Origin of the sequence: Paraburkholderia bannensis NBRC 103871, from assembly GCF_000685015.1 — a bacterium.
Lineage (GTDB): Bacteria > Pseudomonadota > Gammaproteobacteria > Burkholderiales > Burkholderiaceae > Paraburkholderia > Paraburkholderia bannensis.
The window spans coordinates 103,768-130,011 of the sequence record NZ_BAYA01000017.1; the positions used below are offsets into that span (position 1 = coordinate 103,768).

24 protein-coding genes are annotated in these 26,244 nt (G+C 65.5%); 9 read left to right on the forward strand and 15 right to left on the reverse strand.

Going from position 1 to position 26,244, the window contains the following annotated elements; translation table 11 throughout:
* Window positions 1-4 precede the first annotated feature (4 nt).
* The 5 genes from pgaB to glmS all read left to right on the forward strand — a co-directional run bounded on the left by pgaB (window position 5) and on the right by glmS (window position 7,206).
* A complete protein-coding gene (pgaB, locus tag BBA01S_RS24830; RefSeq protein WP_027818802.1) occupies window positions 5-2,092 on the forward strand; it encodes a poly-beta-1,6-N-acetyl-D-glucosamine N-deacetylase PgaB in 2,088 nt (695 codons plus the stop codon).
* Window positions 2,089-3,360: a poly-beta-1,6-N-acetyl-D-glucosamine synthase gene (gene pgaC / locus BBA01S_RS24835; protein WP_027818803.1), complete on the forward strand. Its 1,272-nt coding sequence runs from the start codon at window positions 2,089-2,091 to the stop codon at window positions 3,358-3,360. The genes pgaB and pgaC overlap by 4 nt, the downstream gene beginning before the upstream one ends.
* On the forward strand, window positions 3,335-3,919 hold the full coding sequence (locus BBA01S_RS42645) for a hypothetical protein (RefSeq protein WP_052391877.1): 585 nt from the start codon (window positions 3,335-3,337) through the stop codon (window positions 3,917-3,919). The genes pgaC and BBA01S_RS42645 overlap by 26 nt, the downstream gene beginning before the upstream one ends.
* 46 nt (window positions 3,920-3,965) lie before the next feature.
* On the forward strand, window positions 3,966-5,288 hold the full coding sequence (locus BBA01S_RS24845) for a hypothetical protein (RefSeq protein ID WP_027818804.1): 1,323 nt from the start codon (window positions 3,966-3,968) through the stop codon (window positions 5,286-5,288).
* 100 nt (window positions 5,289-5,388) lie between these two features.
* Window positions 5,389-7,206: a glutamine--fructose-6-phosphate transaminase (isomerizing) gene (glmS, locus tag BBA01S_RS24850; RefSeq protein ID WP_027818805.1), complete on the forward strand. Its 1,818-nt coding sequence runs from the start codon at window positions 5,389-5,391 to the stop codon at window positions 7,204-7,206.
* A 20-nt stretch (window positions 7,207-7,226) separates the two neighbouring features.
* Here the strand turns inward: glmS and arsH are convergent, their stop codons facing one another.
* From arsH to BBA01S_RS24895, 9 genes are all read right to left on the reverse strand, one after another.
* A complete protein-coding gene (gene arsH / locus BBA01S_RS24855) occupies window positions 7,227-7,961 on the reverse strand; it encodes an arsenical resistance protein ArsH (RefSeq protein WP_407668335.1) in 735 nt (244 codons plus the stop codon).
* A 109-nt stretch (window positions 7,962-8,070) separates the two neighbouring features.
* A complete protein-coding gene (arsB, locus tag BBA01S_RS24860; protein ID WP_027818807.1) occupies window positions 8,071-9,141 on the reverse strand; it encodes an ACR3 family arsenite efflux transporter in 1,071 nt (356 codons plus the stop codon).
* A gap of 21 nt (window positions 9,142-9,162) precedes the next feature.
* Window positions 9,163-9,657 (reverse strand): arsenate reductase ArsC, encoded by a 495-nt coding sequence (locus BBA01S_RS24865; protein WP_027818808.1) that lies wholly within the window; start codon window positions 9,655-9,657, stop codon window positions 9,163-9,165.
* Between the two features lie 59 nt (window positions 9,658-9,716).
* The gene (locus tag BBA01S_RS24870; RefSeq protein ID WP_027818809.1) at window positions 9,717-10,040 is read right to left on the reverse strand and encodes an ArsR/SmtB family transcription factor; all 324 of its coding nucleotides are present in this window, start codon (window positions 10,038-10,040) and stop codon (window positions 9,717-9,719) included.
* A gap of 113 nt (window positions 10,041-10,153) precedes the next feature.
* The gene (locus BBA01S_RS24875) at window positions 10,154-11,182 is read right to left on the reverse strand and encodes a zinc-dependent alcohol dehydrogenase (protein ID WP_027818810.1); all 1,029 of its coding nucleotides are present in this window, start codon (window positions 11,180-11,182) and stop codon (window positions 10,154-10,156) included.
* A 2-nt stretch (window positions 11,183-11,184) separates the two neighbouring features.
* Complete coding sequence (locus BBA01S_RS45280) at window positions 11,185-11,919, reverse strand: DUF4286 family protein (protein WP_052391878.1); 735 nt, start codon at window positions 11,917-11,919, stop codon at window positions 11,185-11,187.
* A gap of 28 nt (window positions 11,920-11,947) precedes the next feature.
* Window positions 11,948-13,342 carry an MFS transporter gene (locus tag BBA01S_RS24885; protein WP_245641574.1) on the reverse strand — a complete coding sequence of 465 codons (1,395 nt, stop codon included), beginning with the start codon at window positions 13,340-13,342 and terminating at the stop codon, window positions 11,948-11,950.
* A 36-nt stretch (window positions 13,343-13,378) separates the two neighbouring features.
* The gene (locus BBA01S_RS24890; RefSeq protein ID WP_156966069.1) at window positions 13,379-14,518 is read right to left on the reverse strand and encodes a porin; all 1,140 of its coding nucleotides are present in this window, start codon (window positions 14,516-14,518) and stop codon (window positions 13,379-13,381) included.
* A 199-nt stretch (window positions 14,519-14,717) separates the two neighbouring features.
* Window positions 14,718-15,635: a LysR family transcriptional regulator gene (locus tag BBA01S_RS24895; protein WP_027818813.1), complete on the reverse strand. Its 918-nt coding sequence runs from the start codon at window positions 15,633-15,635 to the stop codon at window positions 14,718-14,720.
* 267 nt (window positions 15,636-15,902) lie between these two features.
* Here BBA01S_RS24895 and BBA01S_RS24900 point away from each other — a divergent pair, with 267 nt between their 5' ends.
* The 4 genes from BBA01S_RS24900 (at window position 15,903) to BBA01S_RS42660 (ending at window position 21,088) form a co-directional block, all read left to right on the forward strand.
* Window positions 15,903-17,204 carry an MFS transporter gene (locus BBA01S_RS24900; protein ID WP_027818814.1) on the forward strand — a complete coding sequence of 434 codons (1,302 nt, stop codon included), beginning with the start codon at window positions 15,903-15,905 and terminating at the stop codon, window positions 17,202-17,204.
* A 183-nt stretch (window positions 17,205-17,387) separates the two neighbouring features.
* Window positions 17,388-18,605, forward strand: a complete 1,218-nt coding sequence (locus BBA01S_RS24905) for a porin (protein WP_027818815.1) — start codon at window positions 17,388-17,390, stop codon at window positions 18,603-18,605.
* Between the two features lie 50 nt (window positions 18,606-18,655).
* Entirely contained in the window at window positions 18,656-20,080 is a 1,425-nt protein-coding gene (locus tag BBA01S_RS24910; RefSeq protein ID WP_027818816.1) for a M20 family metallopeptidase, read from the forward strand.
* Between the two features lie 60 nt (window positions 20,081-20,140).
* Entirely contained in the window at window positions 20,141-21,088 is a 948-nt protein-coding gene (locus BBA01S_RS42660; protein WP_027818817.1) for a LysR family transcriptional regulator, read from the forward strand.
* Here the strand turns inward: BBA01S_RS42660 and speB are convergent.
* From speB to BBA01S_RS24945, 6 genes are read right to left on the reverse strand one after another with little or no spacing between them, the layout of a single operon-like run.
* Window positions 21,070-22,017, reverse strand: coding sequence for an agmatinase (gene speB / locus BBA01S_RS24920; protein WP_407668336.1), 948 nt, complete (start codon window positions 22,015-22,017; stop codon window positions 21,070-21,072). The genes BBA01S_RS42660 and speB overlap by 19 nt on opposite strands.
* A 33-nt stretch (window positions 22,018-22,050) precedes the next feature.
* Complete coding sequence (locus BBA01S_RS24925; RefSeq protein ID WP_245641575.1) at window positions 22,051-22,707, reverse strand: cupin domain-containing protein; 657 nt, start codon at window positions 22,705-22,707, stop codon at window positions 22,051-22,053.
* A gap of 40 nt (window positions 22,708-22,747) precedes the next feature.
* The gene (locus BBA01S_RS24930) at window positions 22,748-23,473 is read right to left on the reverse strand and encodes a DUF1989 domain-containing protein (protein ID WP_027818820.1); all 726 of its coding nucleotides are present in this window, start codon (window positions 23,471-23,473) and stop codon (window positions 22,748-22,750) included.
* A gap of 13 nt (window positions 23,474-23,486) precedes the next feature.
* Entirely contained in the window at window positions 23,487-24,758 is a 1,272-nt protein-coding gene (locus BBA01S_RS24935; RefSeq protein ID WP_027818821.1) for a M20 family metallo-hydrolase, read from the reverse strand.
* Window positions 24,755-25,585 carry an amino acid ABC transporter ATP-binding protein gene (locus tag BBA01S_RS24940; protein ID WP_027818822.1) on the reverse strand — a complete coding sequence of 277 codons (831 nt, stop codon included), beginning with the start codon at window positions 25,583-25,585 and terminating at the stop codon, window positions 24,755-24,757. Before BBA01S_RS24940 ends, BBA01S_RS24935 begins: the two co-directional genes overlap by 4 nt.
* The gene (locus BBA01S_RS24945; protein ID WP_027818823.1) at window positions 25,582-26,244 is read right to left on the reverse strand and encodes an amino acid ABC transporter permease; all 663 of its coding nucleotides are present in this window, start codon (window positions 26,242-26,244) and stop codon (window positions 25,582-25,584) included. Before BBA01S_RS24945 ends, BBA01S_RS24940 begins: the two co-directional genes overlap by 4 nt.

The window sequence follows — 26,244 nt, forward strand, 5'->3', positions numbered from 1 at the left end:
CGCGATGCCATCGCGTCGACAATTCATTTGCGGGTGCATGGGGGCTTTGGCGGGCTGTTCGCTGTTTCCGTCGCTTGCACCGGCAAAACTCATCGACATCCTGCCGCCGGCAGATCCTGCCGACGGTCTGACGTTTCGGGCGATCTGCTTTCACGACGTGCGCGACAATCTGCGCGCCGAATTCAATACCAACAATGTGATCGATCCGTATGCGATCGACACGGGCACGCTCACTTCCATTTTTTCCTGGCTGGAGACGAACCAGTACCATTGCGTTCCGTTTAGTGCGGTGCTGGCTTCGCGCACGGGCGGCAAGCCGTTGCCGCCGCGCGCCGTGCTGCTGACCTTCGACGACGGCTTTCGCAGCCACCACGAAAAGGTGCTGCCGTTGCTCAAGCAGTTCAGGTATCCCGCGGTCATGGGTATCGTCACGTCGTGGGTCGATACGCCCGCCGATCAGGGCGTGCGCCTTTCCGACACGCTCGTGGTGCCGCGCGACACCTTCATGTCATGGGACGAAGTGCACGACGTGGCGCAATCGGGCCTGGTCGAGCTTGCGTGCCATACGCACGACCTGCATCACGGCGCGGTCGCCAATCCTCAGGGCAACGAACTGCCTGCCGCCACCTCGCACCTCTACCTGGCGGACCAGGGCCGCTACGAAACCGATGCCGAATTTCAGTCGCGGGTGCAGGCCGACCTGGGCAGTTGCATCCGGCAGGTGAAAGACCGCACCGGCTTCCCGGTTCGCGCGATGGTATGGCCATACGGTGCGCAGAACAAAGCGGTGCGCTCGGTGTCGACGGGACTCGGCATGCAGACGCAATTCACGCTGGAATCCGGGCCCAATACGCGCGACGTGCCGCTCGATCGCATGCGCCGCATTCTCGCAACCTATGACATCGACGTGGGCGGCCTCGAACGCTCGATGCGCGAGCCTGCCGAAAATCGCGGCGAGGTGCATCCGGTCGAGCGCGCCGTCGTGGTCTCGCTCGACGATGTCTACGATGCTTCACCCGATTTGCAGGAAAAGAAACTTGGCGACCTGATCGAGCGGATTTATCACCTGCGCCCCAGCTCCGTTTATTTACAGGCTTTCTCCGATCCGACGCGTTCGGGTTTCGCGCAGGCCGTGTATTTTCCTAACCGCCATTTGCCGGTTCGCGCCGATCTCTTCAGCCGCGCCGCGTGGCAACTGAATACGCGCGCCGATGTGGCCGTGTACGCCTGGATGCCGGTGCTGGCGTTCGCAGCGCCCGATAACCTGAACGCACGCGTGGAGTCCGTCACGGCGGCAGGCGGCGCAACCTTGCCGCCAGGCGCGTCCGCGGTGCGGCGGCTCAGTCCATTCGATCCGGCCGCGCGCGAACTGGTGCGCAACCTTTACGAGGATCTTGGCAAGCATGCGTCCTTTACCGGCGTGCTGTTTGGCGAGGACGCCACGCTCAGCGATTTCGAGGACGCAGGCCATCACGCGCTCGACACCTACGCGCGCTGGAACCTGCCGCGCAATATCGAGCAGATCCGCGCCGATCCGGCGCTCGCCAAACACTGGGGCGACATGAAGACGCGCTACCTGATCGACTTCACCAAGGAACTGGAAAGAATCGTCCTCGATAGCCAGAACAGCGGAGAAGTGCTCACGGTGCGCACGATCTTTCCCGATGTCGTCCTCGATCCCGAGACCGGGCGTCGCTACGCGCAGAACTACGCCGATTTCGTGCACGCGTACGACTTCGTCGGCCTGCTGGCGATGCCGTCGCGCCAGGGCATTACGTCCGTGGACAGCTGGCTCGACAAGCTCAGCACGCGGGCGCGCGAGGTGCCGGACGGTGCGCGCCGCACGGTGTTCCTGCTGGAGGCGACCGATGCGCGCACAACGACTGCCGTTCCGACCGAGCGCATCGCCGAGCAGATGCGCCACCTGCGCCAGACGGGCATGGTGAGCTACGGCTATTATCCCGACGATTTCGCGCACAACGTGCCGGACGCCGTGGCGCTGCGCGATGTGATGTCGATGCGCTCGCGGCTCGACCCAAGCTCGATCAATGCGTTGCTCAGCGCCAATAGCGCTTCGGGAGCGCGGCGATGATGCATGCCCTCATCAATCGACTACAGGATTTTGTTTTCTTCTACCCGTTCTTCATGTCGTATCTATGGATGATCGGGGGCGTCGTGCACTTTCTCGTGCTGGAGCAGGGGCGCACGCGCTCGCAGACCGCGCTGATCCGCGCGGGCATGCCGAAGGTGGCCGTGATCGTACCTTGCTACAACGAGGAATCGAACGCGCGCCGTGTCCTGAGCCACCTGGCGACGCTCGACTACCCCAACTACGAGATCATCGCGATCAACGACGGCAGCCGCGACCGCACGGGCGAAGTGCTCAACGCGCTATCGGCGGAAATTGCGCGCCTGACCGTCGTGCATCATTCGAAGAACGAGGGCAAGGCGATTGGCCTGACCACGGCGACCGTCGTGACCGACGCGCCGTATCTCATGTGTATCGACGGCGATTCGCTGCTCGGACGCGATGCGATCAACTGGATGCTGGAACATTTCATCTCCGACCCGAACGTCGGCGCGGTGACGGGCAATCCGCGCATCCGCACGCGCACGTCGCTGCTTGGGCGCATGCAGGTGGGCGAGTTCTCGTCGATCGTCGGCCTCATCAAGCGCACGCAGCAGGTCTACGGGCGCATTTTCACGGTGTCGGGCGTCATCACGATGTTTCGCAAGAGTGCGCTGGCCGACGTGGGCTACTGGAGTTCGGACATGCTCACCGAGGACATCGACATCAGCTGGAAGCTCCAGTGCAACGACTGGCGCGTGGCCTACGAGCCGCATGCGCTCAGCTGGATCCTGATGCCCGAAACCGTGAAGGGCCTCTATAAGCAGCGCCTGCGCTGGGCCAAAGGCGGCATTCAGGTGTTGCTGAAGTATTCGCGCAGGTTGCTGAGCGGCTCGCAATTGATGATGTGGCCGCTATTCGTCGAATACGCGCTGGGGATTGCGTGGGCGTATTCGATGTCGTTCATCCTGCTGCTGGCCGTCATCAACGCGTTCTACACCTTGCCGCCCGACTGGCACGTTTCGCTGGTGCCGCACTGGCACGGCATGTTGCTGGTGGCGACCTGCGTATTGCAGATCTTCGTCGGCTGCATGATCGACCGGTGCTACGACGAAAAGCTGCTGCTTTACCTGCTGGACAGCGTCTGGTATCCGCTGGCGTTCTGGCTCATCAACATGGTTACCACCGTCGTGGCGCTGCCGATGGTCGTCTTTGGACGCCGCGGCAAGCGCGCAGTCTGGACTAGCCCTGATCGAGGTATACAGCATGAACAACGACACGCCCGTGATTGACCTCTCCCTGCGCGCGCCGCAATTGATCATCGCCGACAAGGGCCTCGCGCGCGGCATTGTGCTCGTCCTGTGGTTCCGGCTATTGAGGCCGAGCTGCGTCGGCGCGATGTGGGCCGCGATTACCATTTACGCCTATCGTTACCTGTTGCCGTTCGATCAGGGCGATCTTTCGTGGACTGAACTGGTTTCTTATGTGGGCGCCATCGGCATCATCGGCGTGGCGTTGACGGTGTGGCTGATCCTTTCGCACGTCGCTCACCCGTTCACGTCGAAGTCGCGCACACAGCGGCTGCTACGGCGCAAGGCCAGAATCACGGTCGAACCGGGGCCGTTTACCGAAGGCGCGTCGCGCGACTGGGATCCGCAGGCGCGCGTGTTCGTCGCCTCGCACGATCCGCGAGGCATGATCGCCGGGCTGGAAGCGCAGTCGCTGGGGCAGACGGTGGTGCAAACCATGGTGCCAACGGCTCCGCCCGATCGTCCCGCTGAGGCGCACGTCGATTACAGCATGCGTGCGATGTATCCCGCGCCGCGCGCATCGCGGCCGCCGCGTCAATAAGCGCCAGGAATCGTCGATAGCGGCGTGGATCGAAGCCGGTGCGCTCATGAGACGCAAGCTCTCCTCAATGCGAACGCTGCTGCGTGCCGCTGCGCTCAGGCGCGCGGCGAGGGCGTTGCTGGCCTGCGCCGCCGCGCTGCCTGTCGCGACCTTGCCCGCCGCCGGTCACGACGCGTCCGCGCAAGTCGTCAACGCGCATCGCGCGCCTGCCGGCGCCGTCGTAGCGGTGCCCGCACCGGGGCTGGGTGACGAGCGGCGCTTCATGCATGGCATTGCATCGGCCAGCGCGCCGGGCGGGGGCACGTGGGTGTTTTTCAGCAGTTCGGGCCTGCCGCCGCGCGGTGCGAATCGCGACGGCAGCTGGCCCCACGATGTCTACGTGGGCGAGTGGAAGCCGGGCCAGAAACGGTTGTCTGGCGTGCACATTTTCATCAGCAGGCCTGAAGCGCAGGAGCCGGTGTCGGTTGCGCAGATTCCGGGGGGCACGATCTTCATGACCTTCGAGGACGGCTGGAATGCCCCGCGTGAAGTGAGCCAGCGTTTTGGCGTTTACCGGCAGGATCTGAAGCCCGTCATGCCGTATCCGAACGATGTCGAGTCGGGTGGCCATTCGGGCCACGTGGCCGCGGTGGGCAGCCGGTTCGTCGTGTTCTATTCGCAGGACTGGGTCGATGGCGGCGGCGTCGATAACCTCGGCACGGGCGGCGGCGTCTACGTCAAGGTCTATAACGGCGTGGGCAAGCTGGAAAGGCGCGTGGACGTGGCGGCGCATGTGCGCGAATGGTGGCCGATGCTCGCCGGTTCTCCCACGCGGGCGCTGCTGCTCTGGCAAAAGTTCATTCCGGGCGACACCATTGCGCGGCTGCGCTACGCCGTGCTCGATCCGTCGACCGGAGAGTTCGTGCGTGCGCCCGATGCGCTCGACGACCTGCGCGTCGAGTACTACACGTACGCGACGGCGTGGGTGCCCGGCGCGAACCGATTCCTCGTGGAGGCGTCGCGCTCCGATGGCCGCTCCGCCGTGATGGCGATTGACGAGACGGGCCGCGTCACGGCGCGGCTCACGTGCCTGCCCGCCACGGTGCGCGAAGCGGGGATCGGCGTGGACGGCAATACCGCATTCGTGCCCACGCGCGACGGACGATTGATGGCGCTCGAACTGAGCGGCGATTCGATCACGCTGCGCGGCCTGATACGCGCGCCCTTCGCGTGGGGCAATACCGGCGCGATCGGCATTGCGCACGGACAGGGCCTGCAGCACTTCATTTCGCTTTCGCCGACCGGATTGCGCGAAGCGGAATTCAACCTGCACGACGCCGTCGCGCCCACGTCAGCGGATCGCTGCACGAGCGAGGACGCGCGTTCGTGAGCCGGTTCTGGAATGGAGTCAGAGATCTTTGGGTGACGAATTGCAGTGCGGATTGAGTGCCGGACATCCCCGGTAAACGACCAGGCAAGCGGAGGCAGTCATGTGCGGAATCGTAGCGGGCGTTGCGCGACAGAATATCGTTCCTGCGTTGCTGGAGGGCCTCAGGCGACTCGAATATCGCGGTTATGACTCATGCGGCGTCGCCGTGCTGCAACGTGGCGAAGCGCGGCGCGTACGCACGCTCGCGCGTGTCTGCGCGCTCGCGGAAGATGCGCGCGCCGAAGCGCTGGACGGCCCGACCGGCATTGCCCACACGCGCTGGGCGACGCACGGCATGCCCGTGATCGACAACGCGCATCCGATCTTTTCCGGCGAACAGATTGCCGTCGTCCATAACGGCATCATCGAAAATCACGAGCAGTTGCGCCAGGCGCTGCGAAACAAGGGCTATACGTTCAGCAGCCAGACCGACACCGAGGTCATCGCGCACCTGATCCACGAACACTATCGCGGCGACATCCTTGCCGCCGTGCAGAACGCCGCGCGCCTGCTGCAAGGCGCTTACGCGATCGCGGTGATGTGCCGCGACGAACCGGAACGCGTGATCGGCGCGCGTCAGGGTTCGCCGCTCGTGATTGGCATGGGGGCGCAGGGCGCGTTCCTCGCGTCGGATACGTTCGCGCTATCGGGCTGCGCCGAGCGCTTCGTGTACCTGGAGGAAGGCGATCTCGTCGATATCGAGGGCCGCCGCGTGCAGGTGATCGACCGCGAGGGCCAGCCGGTCGAGCGGCGCGAGATCGCCATGCAGCGCGCCGCGTGGGACGCGGAACTGGGCGCCTATCGCCATTTCATGCAGAAGGAGATTTTCGAGCAGCCGGTGGCCGTGGCGCGCACGGTCGCGACGCTCCTTGGGCGCGGCGAGCAACAGGCCGCCATGCCCGAGCCCGCAGAACTGGCCGATATCGAACACGTGCTGTTGCTGGGCTGCGGCACGAGCCACTACGCGGCGCTCACGGCCTGCGGCTGGTTCGAGCATTTCGCGGGCGTCACGGCGCGCGCCGAAATCGCCAGCGAATACCGTTACCGCGATCACGTGCGGCGCGGCGGGACGCTCGTGGTGCCGGTCTCGCAGTCGGGCGAAACCGCCGACACGCTGGCCGCGCTGCGCTACGCGCAGGCGGCGGGTGAAGACCGCACGCTGACGATCTGCAACGTCGCGGGCAGTGCGATGGTGCGGCAAAGCCGCTGGTCGTTCATCACCGAAGCGGGCGTGGAAGTGGGCGTCGCCTCGACCAAGGCGTTCACCACGCAGCTTGTCGCGCTGTTCGCGCTGGCCATCCAGATCGGCAGGCAGCGCGGCCATATCAGCGACGCCGAGGCCGCCACGCAGATGCGCAAGCTCGATGCGCTGCCCGACGCAATGCGCGACGTGCTCGCGCGCGAACCCGAGGTCATGGCCTGGGCCGAAGCGCTGCGCAAATCGGAACACGTGCTGTATCTGGGGCGCGGCACGCACTATCCGATTGCGCTCGAAGGCGCGCTCAAGCTCAAGGAAATCTCGTACATCCACGCGGAAGGCTACCCGGCAGGCGAACTCAAGCACGGCCCGCTCGCGCTCGTGACGCGCGCCATGCCGGTCATCGTGACCGCGCCGAACGACGCGCTGTTGCACAAGCTGAAATCGAACATGGAAGAAGTGCGCGCGCGCGGCGGACAGCTATATGTGCTGGCTGATTTGGATACCGAACTAATGGGTGCGCAAGGGATGCGCGTGATCCATCTTCCGCGGTGGTATGGCGTGCTTTCGCCGTTGCTGCATGTGCTGGTCATGCAGATGCTCGCGTATCACGTGGCCTGCCTGCGCGGCACCGATATCGACAAACCGCGCAATCTCGCCAAGTCGGTGACGGTGGAATAGGCCGCCGACGCGGCCAGGTATCAGATGCTGGCCTGGTTCACGCGCTTCATCAGTGCCTCGGCGCTTTCCTTGCGTTCGCTGTAGCGATCGACGAGATAGGGGCCGATGTCGCGCGTGAGCAACGTGAACTTCACCAGTTCTTCCATCACGTCCACGACCCGGTCGAAATACGCCGATGGCTTCATGCGCCCGGCGTCGTCGAACTCCATGAACGCCTTGGCCACCGACGACTGGTTCGGGATGGTCAGCATCCTCATCCATCGTCCGAGCACGCGCATCTGGTTGACCGCATTGAACGATTGCGAGCCGCCGCTGACCTGCATCACCGCGAGCGTCTTGCCCTGAGTCGGCCGCACCGCGCCCACGGACAGCGGAATCCAGTCGATCTGCGCCTTCATGATGCCGGTCATCGCGCCGTGGCGCTCCGGCGAGCACCAGACCATGCCTTCCGACCACAGCACCAGTTCGCGCAGCTCGGCGACCTTGGGGTGCGTGTCGGGCGCGTCGTCGGGCAAGGGCAGGCCGCTCGGGTTGAAGGTGCGAACCTCGGCGCCCATCGCCGTGAGCAGGCGCGCGGCCTCTTCGCTCAGCAGGCGGCTGAACGAACGCTCGCGCAGCGAACCATAGAGCAGCAGGATCCTGACCGGATGCGACGAGGCGGGCGTTGCCTGCAGGCGTTGCTGGGCGGGCACATCGAACAGCGCCGGATCGACCTGCGGAAGGTCGGCCATGAGGTCGGGTATGAGGTTGGCCATGGGATCGGGCATGAGATGGGTATCGCGCGACGTTGCGTCGTCCGGACGGTGATGATGGTGAGGATGGGGGCGGCTGATGGCTTCGCTCATTGCATGGCTTCCGTAACGTTCAGGTGCATTCGTACCAGTCCTTCGACCGGTTCACGAGACGCACCACGAGCAGCATGACCGGCACTTCGACCAGCACGCCGACGACCGTGGCCAGCGCCGCCCCCGAGTTGAAACCGAACAGGCCGATGGCCGTGGCGACGGCCAGCTCGAAGAAGTTCGACGCGCCGATCAGCGCAGAGGGGCAGGCAATGCTGTGCTTTTCGCCGACCGCGCGATTGAGCCAGTACGCCAGCGCCGAATTGAAGAACACCTGGATCAGGATGGGCACCGCAAGGAGCGCGATGACCAGCGGCTGCTTCAGGATGGCCTCGCCCTGGAAGGCGAACAGGAGCACCAGGGTTGCGAGCAGCGCGGCGATCGACCACGGGCCGGTCTTTGCCATCGCGGCTTCGAACGCCGCCTCGCCGCGTGCGAGCAGCGCCTTGCGCAGGAGCTGGGCGAGCACGACCGGAATCACGATGTAGAGCGCGACCGAAGTGAGCAGCGTCGCCCACGGCACGCTGATCGCGGACATGCCGAGCAGCAGGCCGACGAGCGGCGCGAACGCAATGATCATGATGCTGTCGTTGAGCGCGACCTGCGAGAGCGTGAAGAGCGGGTCGCCACCGGTCAGGCGGCTCCAGACGAACACCATCGCCGTGCAGGGCGCGGCGGCCAGCAGGATCAGCCCGGCCACATAGCTGTCGAGCTGCGCGGCGGGCAGCATCGGCGCAAACAGGTGCTTGACGAAGAGCCACGCCAGCAACGCCATCGTGAAGGGCTTGACGAGCCAGTTGACGAACAGCGTGACGCCGATTCCCCTGACGTGCCGGCGCACTTCATGCAACGCGCGGAAATCGACCTTGACCAGCATGGGGACGATCATCACCCAGATCAGCAGCCCGACCGGCAGGTTGACCTGGGCGTACTCCATGCGGCCGATCGCCTGAAAGACGCCAGGCAGCAACTGGCCGAGCACGATGCCGACGACGATGCACAGCGCGACCCAGACGCTCAGGTAACGCTCGAAGAAGCTCATGGCCGGTTTCGACGCTGCCTTGCGTGCAGCAGCCATGTTGGGGGTGTTCATGCGGCGACTCGATGAATGAAATCAGCTTTGCAGGATGCCGTCGAGCGCCTGCTGAAGCTCAGCGTTCTCTAGCCGGTCGAGCGGCAGCGCAAGCAGTTGCAGCATGCGATAGCCGATGGCCTGGCGAGTGAGTTCGAATACCTGGCGCTTGCCTGCGTCGCCGCCCGGGGCGTTCGACGGATCGGCGTAGCCCCAGTGCACCTTGACCGGGCTGCCGGGCCAGAACGGACACGCTTCGGCGGCCGCGCTGTCGCACACCGTAATGACGATGCGCATGGGCGGTGCGCCGTCCTGGGCGAATGCGTCCCAGCTCTTGCTCGCATAACCTTGCGTATCGACGCCGGCATTGGTCAGCGCTTCGAGTGCGAACGGATTGAGGCGGCCACTCGGCGCGCTGCCTGCGCTGAACGCGCGCACGTCCTTGCCCAGTTTCTTCGCCCAGTGGTTCAGCATGCCTTCGGCGAGTACGCTGCGCGCCGAATTGTGGGTGCAGAGAATGAGTACGTTGGTGGTCATGGTTGGCAGTTTCACTGGGTGCGCCTCGTGCACTTGGTGCACTTAGGCGATCTTCCCGATCAGCATTGGCAGGAGTCCGTACCAGGTGGAAGGCAAGCCTGTCCCTGGCAACAGTTCTCGGTCAGGAAACCGAGCACCGCGTTCATCTGGTCGTACGCCGCCCGATAGATCAAGCTTCGCCCGTCGCGCTCCTGCGATACCAGCCCAGCGGCCATCAGTTCCTTCAGGTGAAACGAGAGCGTGGCGTTGGGCACGTCGAGCTGCGCCGCGATCGTGCCGGGCGTCAGGCCTTCCGGGCCCGCCACAACCAGCATGCGGAACACGCGCAGGCGCATTTCGTGGGCAAGCGCCGCCAGGGCGCGAACGATATCTTTCTCTTCCATATTTCCAATATATTCGAAATATGGAAGAGAAGCAAGGCTGGCGGGGAAAGTCCTTCCACCGCCAGCGTGTTGAAGTGCGTTTAAATCGACTTTAAAACGGCTTTAAACCGCCGTTACGGCAACAACAGGATCTTCGACCCAATCTTGTTGCGCGCCATTTCAAAGCCGTCGATGGCATCGGCAAGCGGCAGGCGGTGCGTCACCATCGGCGCTAACCGGGCTTGTTGCGCGACCACGAAGTCGCGCACCTCGGCCCACGTTGCGCGGGTCGCGCGATACGTGCCGCGAATCTGGTGACGATTGCGCACGAGCCTGGCCGCGTCGAAGCTGACCGGCTTGCCGTGAATCCCGCATATCACGAACACGCCCGAAGGCTTCAGGCAGTCGAGTCCGGCCTGCACCGTGGACGGCACGCCCGTCGCCTCGATGACGATGTCGAATTCGTCGATGCCAGTGCGCGTCTTCACGTCCGCGAGTGCGTGCTCGCGCAGATCGAACGTGTGCTCGATGCCCAGCGCACGCACGGTTTCGAGGCGGCCCGCATCGTCGTAACCCACCACCACGACGTTTGCGCCGCGCACGCTCGCCAGCAGCGCGATGCCCTGGCCAATCGTGCCGGGCCCCATCACCAGCACGCGGTCGCCCGCTGCGACTTCGGCGGTCTTGACGGCGCTCATCGCAATCGAGAGCGGCTCGCCCAGGGCCGCAATGCCCAGGTCGATGTCGTCGGGCAGCGTCAGGCAGTTTGCGGCGGGCACCCGCACCGTGCGCGCGAAGCCGCCGTCGCGCAGCATGCCAATACCGCGCCGGTCGCGGCAGGCGTCCACGCTGCCTGAGCGGCACGCCTCGCACACGCCGCATTCGACGGACGGAATCACGACCACCGGCTGGCCGATGGCCAGCGCGCCGACGCCGTCGCCGGTCTCGACCACGCGGCCCGCAAATTCATGGCCGATGGTGACCGGAAACGCCGACTTCAGGAAGTCGTAGCCACCCGACCAGTCGTAGATATGCACGTCGCTGCCGCAGATGCCCGCGGCGGCGACTTCGACGATGACTTCGCCGTTGGCGGGCGCGTGTGGCGCCGGGACGTCGCGCAGTTCGAGTCCGAACGCAGCGGTGGTTTTTTGCAGTGCCTGCATCTTCAATGTCCTGAATGTGCGTCGAGAGAAAGTGGGGCGCTCGCGCGCCGCAGCGCGTCGTCGACCTGCGCGTGGGCGACCTGGAAGGCGAGCGTGTAGGCGTCGAGCGTCGCGGCTTCGCTTGCGTGGCCGTGCGCCTCGATTGCGGCTTCAAGCGCTGCGAATGAGGCGCGCAACGAAACTTCGTCGTCGCCTTCGATCAGCAGCACATGGCTGGGCGCGGCGTGCTGCGACCATTGCTGGAACGCCTGCGGAACGGAGTCCAGCGCGCGGCCCAGATGGACGGCGCGCACGCCCGCTATACGCTGGCAGGCATCGATGAGCGCTGCGTCGTCCGGCGGCGTATCCGCTGCGCAAGAGAAACGCGCACAGGCAATCGCCGCAATCGCGGCAATCGCGGCTGTCGCCGCCGCGCCGCTCATCGACTGCACCGTCTCGCAGGTCGCGCGCACCACATTGCGCAGACGCGGGCGCATGGTGGCCGACCACGGCGTTGGATGCTCGATCACGTCCCGATACGCGGCCGACTCGAACACTGCGGCGTCCTTCACTTCATACAGCGTGAAATAGCGCGGCTGTTCTGCTGCATCGGAGCGGTATCGACGGCCCGCGAGAAAGCCGGGAATGCCGACGCGCTCCGGCACGTGCTCGACCGTGTGCCAGCGGTCGTATTCGGCCTCGACATCGGCATCGACGTCATTCCAGAGCGCAAGGAACGCGGTGCTGGAAAGGGGCATAAGAGTCACTCCGTTTATCGAAAAATCTTTACACGGCGGGTGCGGCGAGCGCAGGCGCCGCGCGGCGCGGCATCGCGAACATGCAGGCGGCGGCGACTACGGCGGGCATCGCGACAATCGCAAAGAGCACGCTGTAGCTCAAGCCTGACGACAGCAGATAGCCGCCCACGGCCGACCCCAGCATCGACCCGAAGCGCCCGATCCCGGTCGCCCATGCGACGCCGGTGGCGCGCATCGCCGTCGGATAGAGCGTCGCGGCGAGGCCGTTTATGCCGACCTGGGTGCCGCTGATGCACATGCCCGCGGCGAACACGAACGGCGCGGCCACCAGCGGCGTGGCATACGCCTGGCCGACGACGCAGATGGCCACGCACGCAAACAGATACGCCGTGCCAAGCACGCGGCTGGGCTGGCTGCCGTCCATGATGCGGCCGATGATCAGGCCGCCCGTCGTGCCGCCGACCGACCACAGCGCCGTGGTGAGCGCGGCCGCGCGCATCGATCCGCCCGAGTGCGTGATGATCGTCGGCAACCAGCTGGCCATCAGGAACAGCACGGAAAGGCCCATGAAAAACGTCGTCCAGACGAGCAGCGTGCCGCGCCGGTACGGCAGCGCGAGCAACTCGCGCACGGCTGCGCGGCCTGGCCGCGATTCGAGCGCGACGAAGCGCGTGGCGGCGTCGAGCGCGCCCCCCGCGATGCCCGCACTGCCCGCGATGCGCTGTCCGAGGGCGAACAGCGCGTCTGCACGCTCGGGGCGGCGCAGCGCGAGGTAGCGCATCGACTCGGGCAGCAGCGCCCACAGCGCCACGAGCAGCAGCAAGGGCACGCCGCCGCCGATCACCAGCATCGCGTGCCAGCCAAAGCGCGGAATCACCTGCGACGCGATCACGCCGCCGAACGCCGAGCCTAGCGAGTTGCCGCACAGCATCACCGTGATGAGCGTGAGGCGGCGGCGCGCGGGTACGAATTCGGCGGTCAGCGTGACGGCCGTGGGCGTCGCGCCGCCAATGCCGATGCCCGCGAGCACGCGCAGCGCCGATAGCTCCGCGACGTTGGTCGCCACGAGGCTCGCCAGCGTCGCCACGCCGAAGCACGCCACCGAAGCCAGCATGACCGGACGGCGGCCATAGCGGTCGGCGAGCGGGCCAAACACCAGCGAGCCGACCATCATGCCGACCAGGCCGGAGAGAAAGATCGGCGCGAGCTGCGTGACGGTGAGGCCCCATTCGGCGCGCACCGAGGGCGCGATATAGGCGGCGAGGCCGATATCGATGCCGTCGATGGCGACCGTCAGGAAGCACAGCACGATCACGAGGATCTGGAAGCGGCTCAGCGGCCGCTCGTCGATGAAGGTCTGCACGTCGATCTGGCCGATCTGGCCGATCTGACGTGCGCCGCCCGCGAACTGGGTGGGATTCACAGAATGTCTCCTCGATTCAGGGTCGATATTTGTTGTCTAGAACAGGTGCCGCAAACCGATGCGCACCGCGCTCTGGTTCGCGGTGCTCGACGGCGAGAGGCCGAACAGGTCGGCGACTGCCTGTTTGCCGGTCGAATCGACGCCGCTAGCGTGCTGCCAGATCCCCATGCCATAAAGGTAGGTCGCTTTCGACAGCAGGTACGCGCCGCCGACCGATGCCGTGCGATAGCGGCTGCCCGGCGCGACGCTGTACTGGTACGCCGCACCCAGCATCACGGCGGGCGTGAGGTTGAAGCCGTAGGTCAGCTGATAGTCGTTGAAGGCGGCGTTGGCGGGCGCGTGCGGGTTCGACGCGGTGCGCGCGATGTCGAGAAAGCGGATGTTGTCGTACAAAAACGCGATCTGCGAACGGCCCCACACATAGCGCGCGCCGCCGCCCGCAACCTGCTGGCTGGCCGCGCTCACGTAGTTCGAGAAGATCGGGTTGGACACCGGGTTCGAGAACGCCGCGCCAGCGACCGGAGCCGAGGTCGCGCCGTAGATCGACGTGGCGGGCGTGCGCATGTTCATGTACGCCGCCGCGATCGTCAGGCCCGCGTTGGCATACTGTGCGCCAAAGCCGTACACGCGGTTCTGCGAAAAATCGCCGGGCGTGCCGCCCAGGCTGAACATCGCGCTGCCGTTCAAGCCGTGCCACACCGGCGTTTCGTACTTGATGACGTTGCTGATCTTGTTGTAGTTCCACGAGCCGTCGATGTCGCCGAGCGGCGCGCCCAGCCCGCCCGCGAACATCACGCTGGTGCTCAGCGGCACGAAATAATCGTTCGTCATCGAATACTGGCGGCCCAGCCAGATATTGCCGAGCCTGCCGCTCAGGCCCACGTAGGCCTGCCGTCCGAACAGCGTGTTGGCCGGCTGCGCGGCGCCCGTTTCGATGCTGAAACCCGATTCGAGCACGAAGATCGCCTTGAGGTCGTCGCCCAGATCCTCGACGCCGCGCAGGCCCCACTTGTCGCCCGCGCGCCCGCCGCTATAGGTCTGCCACGCGGCCTTGCCGCCCTGGTTGCTGCTGTACGTGAGCGCGCTGTCCACCGCGCCGTACAAGGTCACGCTGCTCTGCGCGTGCGCTGCCGCGGCGCACACGGCCAGCGGCACATAGGCCATCCACTGTCTCAAGGCTGTCTCCTCTCGTTCCAGGTCGCGCGGCGCGCGCCCGTTTTGTGTCCGGCGCGCGGGGCATGGCCCCAAACGCGTCCGTCGGCGAGATGGTCGGTGAAATGGCGAAACGGAAACAGCCGCGATCGGGAACTTCAGAACGTGTTTTTCGGAAAGGATCGCGGGCTGTGGGGGCGCAAGGCGTGGGAATGCCTCGGATCTACAGGTAGCCGTCGCCTTCGACGAGCGTGGCCAGGCCGCGCTTCAGATGGTCGAGCAGGGCGTGGAACACCTTCGGATTGCTGTGCCCGGCGGGGCGCAGCACCTTGACCCAGAAGTCCGGCAGCTCGAAGCCCGTGAGGATCTGCACGAGGTCGCCCGCCTGGACGCTGGCGCGCGCACGGTAACGCGGCAGCACGGCGATGCCCAGGCCATCGACGCCCGCGCGGTGCATCGCATCGATATCGTTGGTCGCGAACGCGCCGTTGACGGCCACGTCGATCACGCCGCCCGAGCCCGGTTCGACGAAGCTCCAGGTGCCGGCCGGATTCAGATACGAATAGCGCAGGCAGCGGTGCGTGGCGAGTTCGGACGGATGCGCGGGCTCGCCGTGGCGGGCCAGGTACGCGGGCGACGCGTAGACGAGGCGCTTGAAGGGGAACAGCGGAAAGTCCTCGACGCCGTCGTACGCGACCGGCAGGCCGGAAATCACGAAGTCGAAGCCCTCGACCACGGGATCGACGGGCCGGTTGGTCAGCTGCAACTCGACATCGACCTTGGGATGCTCGCGGAAAAAATCGTTGAACATCGCGCCCAGGAAATGATTCGTGAACGACGAGGGCGCCTTGATGCGCAGACGCCCGGTCAGGCGCGAGCCGTCGTCTTCGTCGGGGCCGCGCATCATGCGCTCGTAAGCGGCGAGAAACTCGCGCGCGCGCACGATCGTCTCGCGCCCGCCAGCGGTCAAGTGCAGGCTGCGCGTGGTGCGCTGGAACAGCAGCAGGCCGAGTTCCTTTTCGAGCGCGCTCACGCGCTTGGTCACCGCCGACGGCGCGAGATTGAGGCGCAACGCCGCGCCCGCGAAACTGCCGACCTCCGCCACCGCGAGGAACGCGCGGGCGTTTTCGACGCTATCCATCCTGTCTCCCTTCCTGTGTTGCTGATGCACTGAGCCGCGCTTGCCGATCGGATTCGGCCTGCGAGTCCAGCGCTGTCAGGCGGCTATTTTCCCATACGGCATAGCCCATCCCGGTGAGGGTCTCGTACCAGCGCTCGCGCAATGCGCGTTTTCCAGAGTGATGCATAAAAGTTATCGAGCTAATAAAAAGTGATTTGGCGGAAGTTTTTGACGACCGAATACTCGATCTCACATTCATTCATCCCACGCCTACGCCCGAGCGCTCTTATGAATCCTTTGATCCTGCCGGCTACGACGAACGCCACCCCACTCGCGACGCCGGCACCCCGGCATGTGCGCACCATCGCTGCCTGTTCGATCGGCAATGCGCTGGAGATGTACGACTTCACGGTCTACAGCTTCTTCGCCATGCTGATCGGCAAGCTCTTCTTTCCCGCCGATAGCGCCTATGGGTCGTTGCTGCTGGCGGTGGGCACCTTCGGGATCGGCTTCGTCATGCGCCCGCTTGGCGCGCTCGTGATCGGCAGCTTTGCCGACCGGCGCGGCCGCAAGGCGGCGATGACGCTCACCATCGCGCTGATGGTGGTGGGCACGCTCGGTCTCGCGTTCGCGCCGACCTATGCGAGCGCGGGCACCTGGGGCACGCTCGTGGTGGTCGGGGCACGCATGGTGCAGGGCTTTTCGCTGGGCGGCGAGATTGGCGCATCGACCTCCATGCTCATGGAGTCGGGCGGCATCGGCAGCCGGGGCTTTCGCATCGGCTGGCAAGGCGCGAGCCAGGGCTGCGCGGCGGTGCTGGGCGCGCTCAGCGGGGCCGTGCTGTACGCGACGCTCGATACGGCGTCGCTCGAATCGTGGGGCTGGCGTATCCCGTTCCTGCTGGGGCTGCTGATCGCGCCGGTCGGCTTGTATATCCGCGCGCATCTGGATGAAACGCTGGAGCCTGAGCAAGGCGCGCAGGCACCGCTCGGCGAACTCTTCGGCGAGCACAAGAGCAAGATCGTGCGCGGCGTGCTGTCGATCGTCGCGGCGACGGTGGGCATGTACCTCATCGTGTTCTTCATGCCGACCTTCCTCGTGCGCGTGCTGCATCTGCCCGCTTCGCTGTCGCTGATGGCGGGTTGCGTGTCGGGCGCGACGATGACGGTGATGTGCATTGTCTCGGGCCTGCTCGCGGATCGCATGGCCTCGCGCAAGCCGCTCGCGCTGACGTCGGTCGTGCTCACGACCTTGCTGATCTATCCCGCGATTGCGCTCATGACGTCGCATCCGGGCGTGCCGCTGGCGCTGGCCATCGTCGCCGCGCTCACGGCGATCAGCAGCCTGGGCGGCGCGCATCTGCTGCTGTTGCTCATGGAGATGTTTCCGGCGCGCGTGCGTGCAAGCGGCCTCTCGGTGATCTACAGCATCGGCGTGGCCTTGTTCGGCGGCACGGCGCAGCTTGTCGTCACCTGGCTGCTCGCGAAAACCGGCAATCCCATGTCGCTCGCGCTTTACATGATGGTGTGCGGCGTCGTCACCGTCTGCGCGATCTCCAGCCTGCCCGAGCAACGGCGGCGCATCTCATGACATTGCGCGCCGGGCGCTGATGGGGCCCTGATGGGGCGCTGAAACCCGCAGTCCCGGCTCACTCGTCGAATCCAGACACGTAGTCCTGTCGCGCGCTCGCTCAATCGAGCGGCGGGGCGCTGCTCGTCCTGCTTTTTGTTCATCTGCATTTCCTTTTCGACCACACGCCAGCGGAGTTCCTGAATGAAATGCACTTTGCGCGCGCTGTTTGCCGCGCTTTCCACGGGCACCTGCCTGCACGCGTTCGCCGAAGTCTCACCGGGCGCACCTTCCGACGCCGCGTCCACGACCGCCTTCGCCAGCGCCTCGCAGATGCAATCGACCTTCGCTTTCTGGGGCGCGGGGCTTGGCCCGCAGACGTTGGGCGTCGCTGCGCAGCGCACCTTCGTCACGCTCTACGGCACCGTCGACGAAGGCCTGAACTACACGCGCGGCGGCTCTCAAGGCGTGACACGGCTGCAATCGGGCGGCGCGCTGACGTCGAAGTTTGGGCTCTACGGGCAGGAATATCTGGGCGACAACTGGACGACGCTGTTTCGCCTCGAAAGCGGCTTCATGGGCAACACGGGATCGATGCAGGATTCGACGTCGATGTTCAACCGCGCGTCGTATGTCGGCGTCCAGAATCCGTTTTATGGGCAGATGACGTTCGGACGCCAGTACACCTCGGGCGGTGCGGCGGCGCTTGGCGCCGATCCGTTCCTGGGCCCGGCGCACGAGTCGGCGTACACCTATCTGCTCAGCACCTCCGATCTGGGCACTGGCGCGAACAGCGACGCGCTCGGCCGACTGCCCAACACGATCCGCTATATCTCGCCGCGCTTTGGCCACTTCGGCATCGACCTGAGCTACTCGTTCAAGCAGAACCAGGACACGGGGCCCGCGGTGCATCAGCGCTCGGCGATGATTTCGTATGCGGGACGGCGCGTCGTGATTTCGGCGGCGTTCGGGCAGGGCTGGTGCGATCCGGGCATGAGCGGCGACTGTAGCAGCACGGCCAACGACGCACCCGGCAAGCGCACCGACACGTATCTCGCCAGCGTGCTCTACGACGTCGGCCCCTTCATCGCGCAGGGTGCGTATATCCGCTATGTGCCGCAGGCCGCGACCAGCGCAATCGCCAATCTCTATCTGGTCGGCATCCAGAAATGGTGGGGCGTCGATCTCGTGCGCGCCTCGGCGGCGATGCGCGATACGACGATTTCCGGCGACTACGCCTATGGCGGCACGCTCGGCATCGACCATTTCCTGTCGAAGCGCACCTCGCTTTACGGCCGTCTGGGCGTGATGCGCAACGGGCCGCATTCGAGCGTCACTTACAACTACGACAGCGGCTCGCCTTCCACGGCGCCAGGCCGCACGTTCACGAGCATCACGCTGGGCATCACGCACACGTTCTGAAGCCCGGATTCCATCAAAACCACGCTGGTCATTCCAATCAGGAGCACACCATGTCGATCGAGCTTGTCGACGATTTCATCGAAAGCAGCAAGCAACGTTACGTCACGCTGTCCGACGCGATCTGGCAATACGCGGAACTCGGTTATACCGAGAAGCAGTCGGCGGCCGCGCATATTGCGCTGCTCAAATCGGAAGGCTTCTCGGTGCGCGAAGGCGTGGCCGGTATCCCGACCGCATTTGTCGCCGAGGCGGGATCGGGCGGCCCGGTGATTGCCATTCTCGGCGAGTTCGACGCGCTCTCCGGGCTGAGCCAGGAGAGTCTCGCGCTGTCGTGCTGTCCGTCGAGCGAAATCGCCAACGGCAACGGCCACGGCTGCGGCCATCATTTGCTGGGCACTGCCGCGCATTTCGCGGCGGTCGCGGTCAAGGACGCGCTGGAGCGCGCGGGCATCGAAGGCACCGTGCGCTTCTACGGCTGTCCTGCGGAAGAAGGCGGCTGGGGCAAGACGTACATGACGCGCGCGGGCCTGTTCGACGATGTGTCGGCGGCGATCACGTGGCATCCGGGCGTCGCCAATACGGTCATGAATCTTGAAAGCCTCGCGGTGAAGCAGGCGTATTTCCGCTTCAAGGGCGTCGCGGCGCACGCGGGGGCGTCGCCGCATCTCGGGCGCAGTGCGCTCGATGCGCTCGAACTCATGAACATCGGCACGAACTTCCTGCGCGAGCACATGATTCCCGACGCGCGCGTGCACTATGCGATCACCGATACGGGCGGCGTCGCGCCCAACGTCGTGCAGCCCAATGCGAGCGCGCTCTATATGATCCGCGCGCCGCGCAACCGCGATGTCAAGGAGCTGTACGAGCGCGTCTGCAACATCGCGCGCGGCGCGGCGTTGATGACCGATTGCCAGCTGGAAATCGAGGTGCACTCCGCCTGTTCGAACCTGCTGCGCAATCACACGCTCAACGAGTTGATGCAGGCGAAGCTCGTCGAAATGGGCGCGCCGTCCTATACGCGCGACGAACTGGAGTTCGCGGAGGCGATGCATCGCACCACGCGCCCCGAAGAGATCGAAATGGCGGGCCGCATGTTGCAGTCCGCGTGGCGCGAGCCGAAGGCGCTGTTCGATCGCGTCGATGGTCTCGACAACGACCGGCCCTCGCAGATGCATGGTTCGACGGACGTGGGCGACGTGAGCTGGGTGACGCCGACGGTGCAGTGCATGACTGCGTGCTTTGCATTCGGCACGTCGCCGCATTCGTGGCAGTGGGTCTCGCAGGGCAAGAGCGAAGTTGCGCACAAGGGCATGGTGCTCGCGTCGAAGACCATGGCCGCGACGGCGCTCGAACTGTTCACGAATCCGCTGCTGCTGGCGGCCGCACGCACGGAATTGCACGAGCGTCTCGCGCAGGAGCCGTACGTGTGCCCGATTCCAGACGGCGTCGAGCCGCCGCTGCCGGGCCATAGCTGAACTCACGCGTTTTATGGCTTGCTATGCTGCCCCGTGAGCGAACATCGAGCGGGGTATCGGGTGAAGCTGAGACAACTCGAAGCATTGCGCGCCATCGCCGAGGCGAAGAGCGTGCACGAAGCGGCGCGCCGCCTGTTCCTGACCCAGCCCGCCATCAGCCGGTCGATTCGCGAGCTGGAGATCGAACTGGGCGTGCCGTTGCTGACGCGCTCGGCGCGCGGCGCGAGTCTCACGCCGTTTGCGCATCAGGTGCTCAAGCGCACGCAGGTCGTACAGCGCGAAGTCGGGCGCATCCTGGAAGACGCCGCTGCCGCGCGTGGCGAGCTGGCGGGCCGCCTGGCCGTGGCCGTCACGCCGCCCGCCGCGACGCGGGCGCTGGCGGATTCGCTGCTGGAACTGGTGGCGGCGCGTCCGGGCGTGCGGCCTGAAATCATCGAGTGGCGCGCGGAAAATATCGCCGATGGTCTGGCCGACGGCACGATCGACGTCGGCCTCTTCACGCAGTATCGCGAACCGCGCACCACGGCGTTTGAATGGGTGCGGCTCTACGAACTGGACGTGGTGCTGTCGATTCCCGCCACGTACGGCGGCAAGACCACGTTAAGCGTCGCCGAAATCCATGCGCTGCCCTGGATCGTGCTCGACGCGCCCGACGACGACGCGGGATTCGTCGCGACCTTTTTCGCGAGCCACGGCCTGCCGCTGCCGAAACAGGTGCTGCGTTGCACGTCGATGAACCTGTATCTCGACCTGGCCATGCGCATGGAGGCGGTCGCCGTGTGGACGTCGCTCGCGCGGCCATTCCTGCTGGAGCGCGAGCGCGCGGGGCGCGTGCGATTGCTTGAGGTGGACGAGGCGCTGCCGCGTGCGGGCATGTATCTGGCGTACGCCAGCGAAGACCTGTTGACGGCGACGGCGCAGGACTTTATCGGCCGCCTGAGCGAGAAGCTGGCGAATGGCGCACGCGAACGTGCGCCTGCGGGACTGGTTTATAGCGACGTGGAATGAGCGCCAGGCGTGCCATGACCGGCGCGCTTCGCGAACAGGCACAGCATTTCATACATCAGTGTGGCGGCGACGAGCGCCGTGTTGCCGCTCGGATCGTAGGGCGGCGAGACTTCCACGACATCGCCGCCGATCCAGTTCAGGCCGTCGAGCCCGCGTAGCAGCGCAAGCGTTTCGCGCGTGGACAGGCCGCCGATTTCCGGCGTGCCCGTGCCCGGCGTGAAAACGGGATCGAGCCCATCGACGTCGAGCGACAGATAGACCGGCGCATCGCCCACGACGCGCCGCGCTTCTTCGGCAATCGCCGCCGCGCCGCGCTCATCGAATTCCTCGATGAACACCACGCGCATGCCGCTCTCGATCGAATAGCGCCAGCCTTCGTCGGAATTCTGCGCGCCGCGAATGCCAATCTGGATCGTGCGCTTCGGGTCGAGCAGGCCTGCTTCCACCGCACGCCTGAACGGCGCGCCATGCGTGAATTTCGAGCCCTTGAAGCTGTCCCACGTATCCGTGTGCGCGTCGATATGCACCAGCGCGATGGGTTCTTTTGGCGCGAGCGCCTGAAAGATCGGATAGGTGATCGAGTGATCGCCGCCCGCGCTCAACGCGATCTTGCCCGCCGCGAAGACCGGCTCGAAGAAGCGCCGGATATCGTCGTGCGCGCGCTCCAGGTGATAGAGGTCGGTGAACGGCACATCGCCGATATCGCCGATCCGGCACGCTTCGAAGGGATTGAAACGCGTCACGTGATGCGTCGTGCGCGTCATCGTCGACATGTTGCGGATCTCGCGCGGGCCAAAGCGCGCGCCGGGACGCGCGGTGACGCCGCCGTCGAACGGCACGCCCGCCAGCACGATGTCGAGCGCGTCAAGATTGCTGGAGAAAGGCACGCGCATGAAAGTCGGGATGCCGCTAAAGCGCGGCAACTGCATCTGTGTGACGTCGGTGCCTGACACGTTGGATTCCTAGAATGTGGGCGGCGTGTTGACCCAGAACACCCGCGTGACGACCTTGCCCGGATTGCGGTAACTGTGCGGCACGTTGCTGGGAAAGTAGAACGAGTCGCCGGGCTGCAACAGGTGGCGCTCCTGGTCGAGCGTCAGTTCCAGCTCGCCTTCGATCACATAGCCCAGTTCCTCGCCGAGGTGCGAAATCTGCTCGTCGCTGCTGGTATGCGGCTCGATCACATGGATATCGCCTTGCAACAGCTGGCCGGGCGCGGGCACGACCACGCGTTCGAGCTTGATCGAGCCGCGCTTGCCCGCGGTCGGAAAACTCACGGAAGGACGTTCGTTGGCGCGCTGGATGGCGGACGTATTGACGTCCGGCCCGGAGACCAGCGCGGCGATATTGGTCGAGAGCGCCAGCGCCAGCCGGTGCAAGGTCGCGAGCGACGGCGTGGCGCGGCCGCTCTCGACTTTCGAGAGCAGGCTTTCGGAGCAGCCCGCCTGTTCGGCGAGCGCCTTGAGCGTCAACTGGTGCACCATGCGCGCGTGCTTCAGGCGCACGCCGAGCGAATCGGCCGGCGCGCCCGGCGCGGCCTGGGCGGCTGCGGCGGCAGGGCCGGAAGGGGCGCGGCTCTTGCCGCTGCCCGTGGAGGAGGACGTTTTTCTGGTTGCCACCGGAGCGCGTTCGGTCAGGTTGAAGGGAAAGGTCAGGCAGTTACGCCAGCACGGTGAACTCGACTTCGAGCGGGTTCAGTGCGTTGATCGGAATGATATCTTGCGGGCACGCGGACATCACCACGACGCAATCCATGACGGCCTTGATATCGACGTGATCGCCGGCCTTCGACACCGGCGGCAGCCAGTCGATCGTGTAATCGGGCTTGACGGGAATGTTCATCCACAGGTTGAACGGTTGCGGCACTTCGCGCGCGCGCAGGCCGATGGCCTTCAGCGCGAGGCGCATGTTGTCCGCGCAATTGTCGTGGTAGCCCTCGACGCCAAGGTTCTTGTAGCGATACAGGTCGCAGGCGGCGATCAGCGTGTCGTGCACGCCCGGCGAGGTATCGACGACCAGTTCCGCAATCGGGCGGCGATGATTGGTCACGAGCGGGTCGCCCGGCTGCGGAATCACCTTGTCGATGAACGCGCGCGTGTGCTCGAACGACAGGAATTCGTTCAGATGCGCGGCATTGAAAATCCACGTGTCGCAGACCTGGGTGCCGTGCGGATTCGCAATGCGGATCGTCTGGCCGGCCTTCACGCGCACGGCGCGGCCGCAGCGCGCGGGCACCGTGTAGGTCTTGCCCAGTTCGGGCGTGCCGTCGGCGGAGATCGGCTCGGTCAGCGTGGCGTTGATGCCGGTTTCGGCGCCGTTGTCCTGCGTCGCGCCGTGGCTATGGTCGTGTTCGTGTGCGTGTTCGTGGATCAGGGTGGTGCTCATCGTGACTCCTTCGTCAAGGTTCGTTGCAAAGCGTGGCCAGGCAGTGCGCAAGCGCGCGCGTGCCCAGCACGAGGTGATCGTCGTCGGTGTGTTCGAGCGGGTTGTGGCTGATACCGTCGCGGCTAGGCACGAACAGCATCGCAGTCGGACAGTGCCGCGCCAGATACATGGCGTCGTGGAATGCGCCCGAGGTCAGCGTCATCGTCGGCGCTTCGAGCGCGGCGGCGGCTTCGCCCAGGCGCTTGAGCAATGCGCTGTCGAAAGCGACGGGCGCGTGCGAGAACAGGGCTTCGAGCGTGATGTCGCTGTGTTGCATGCCTTGAGTGCATTGCGCAATGCGCTGGTCGAATGCCGCGAGGACGGCCGCGTCGGGATGGCGGAAATCGACCGTGAACGTGACCGACGCGGGAATCGTATTGATCGAATTCGGCGCGACGCTCCAGCGCCCGAATGTCACGCGGGTATCGGCCTGACCCAGTTCGCGCGCGAACGCATCGATCTGCGCGCGCACGTCGATGGCGAGTGTCATCGCATCGCGCCGCACCGGCATGGGCGTGGTGCCCGCATGAGCGGCCACGCCCGTGCACGTCACCGCATACCAGCGCACGCCCTGGATGCCGCTGACGATGCCCAGCGGCAACGCGGCGTTTTCGAGCTGCGGGCCTTGTTCGATATGCAATTCGATGAAGGCGTGTGCGGCTTGCGCTTCGCTGCGGGCTGGCAGCGCAGGGAAGGTCTGCGCGTGCTGTTCCAGCGCCTGCGCGAGCGTCGTACCGGTTGCGTCCGCAACCTTAAGGTAGCGCTGCATCAAGGCCGGATCGACGAACGCGCTCGATCCCATCGCGCCTGGCTGGAAGCGCGTGCCTTCTTCGTTTGTCCAGATCGCGACGTCCAGCGGCCGGCGCGTCTGGATGCCGGCGGCGTTCATCGCTTCGATACATTCGAGACCCGCTAGCACGCCGTAGCAGCCGTCGAGCTTGCCGCCGCTCGGTTGCGTATCGGCGTGGCTGCCGGTCATCACGGGCGCGAGAGGCTCCGTGCCCGGACGCCGGATAAACAGGTTCGCGCAATGATCGGTGGTGACGGTGCAGCCGAGCGCCGTGGCGCGCTCGATCAGATAGCGCCGCGCGTCGAGGTCGCGCTGCGAAAGCGCAGGGCGGTCGACGCCGCCGTCGTCGCGTGCGCCAAAGCTTGCGAGGGCTTTCACCGCTTCCAGCAGGCGTTCGGCATCGACATGCGCGGCGACGGCGCGGGCGTTGTCGCTGTAAAGATCGGTCGTCATCATGCGTGGCTCCGATCGGCTTCAGGGGTGAGTTGCGCAGGCGAAGGCGACAGGCTGCGATCGAACCACGGCTTCAGGAACTGTTGCAGACGCGGCGTGCGCGTATTGCCGAACAACTGCGCGGGCGCCCCGGATTCGACGATCTGGCCCGCCTCCATGAACACCACCTTGTCGGAGATCTTCGCGGCGAAGCTCATCTCGTGCGTGACCATCACCATCGTCATGCCGTCCTGCGCGAGCGAGCGGATCACGCTGAGCACTTCTTCGACGAGTTCCGGGTCGAGCGCCGAAGTCGGCTCGTCGAGCAGCATCACTTCAGGCTCGATGGCGAGCGCGCGCGCAATGCCCACGCGCTGCTGCTGGCCGCCGCTCAGGCGCGCGGGATAGACGTCGGCCTTGTGTTCGAGGCCTACGCGCTGGAGCGCGGCCAGGGCCTTGCGCTGCGCCTCGGCCTTGCCGATCTTCTTGGACAGCACGAGCGGCGCGGCGACGTTCGCGAGCACCGTCATATGCGGCCACAGGTTGAACTGCTGGAACACCATCGCCACCGGGCGGCGGACTTCGGCGATGCTCGCGTCGCTGTCGCGATCGCGTTCGCTGCGGCCCGCCGAGCGATAGCCGAGCAACTGGCCTTTGATCCAGACCTCGCCCTCGTCGTAGGCTTCGAGAAAGTTCATGCAGCGCAGCGCCGTCGTCTTGCCGGAACCGGACGGCCCGATCAGCGAAACGATCTCGCCGCGCATCACGTCGAGGTCGATGCCCTTGAGCACGCGCGTCGGGCCGTAGGACTTGCCGACCGCCTTGAGTTGGAGAATAGGGAGTGCGCTCATGACGTCTTCTGCAAAAAGGGAATCGATGCGGCGGCGCGCGAGGCGACCAGCGCGACGGCCTGGGTCAGCAGCCAGTAGCAGACAATCAGCATTGCGTAGGGGCCGATGTACGTATAAGTCGAGGCGACGATGTCGCTCGCCGTCATGGTGAGTTCGGGCACCGTAATGATCGATGCAACGGCGCTTTCCTTGATGACCAGGATGACCTGGTTGGCGAGCAGCGGCACCGCGAACGCCAGCACCTGGGGCAGCTCGATGGCACGAAACGCCGCCCAGCGGCCGATGCCGAATGCGCGCGCGGCTTCGATCTGGCCACGCGGGATGCTGGCCCAGCCCGCACGAAAGATCTCCGCGAAATACGCAGCCGCGTAGATCGACAGCGACACGATGGTGGCTTGCACCGCGGTCAACGTGAGGCCCAGCACCGGCAGGCCAAAATAGACGATCACCAGTTGCGACAGGTATGGCATGCCGCGCACGAGCCATACGTAGATCTTGTATGGCACGGCCAGCGCTTTAGGAAAGCACAGGCGCACGGTGTTGAGCGCAAATCCGCCGATCATGCCGAGCAAGGCGGCAAGCAGGCTCACTTCGAGCGTCACCAGCATGGCGTCGAAGAAGCGCGGGAAAAGCGTGAAGAGTGAAAGTAGCGCGTTCAT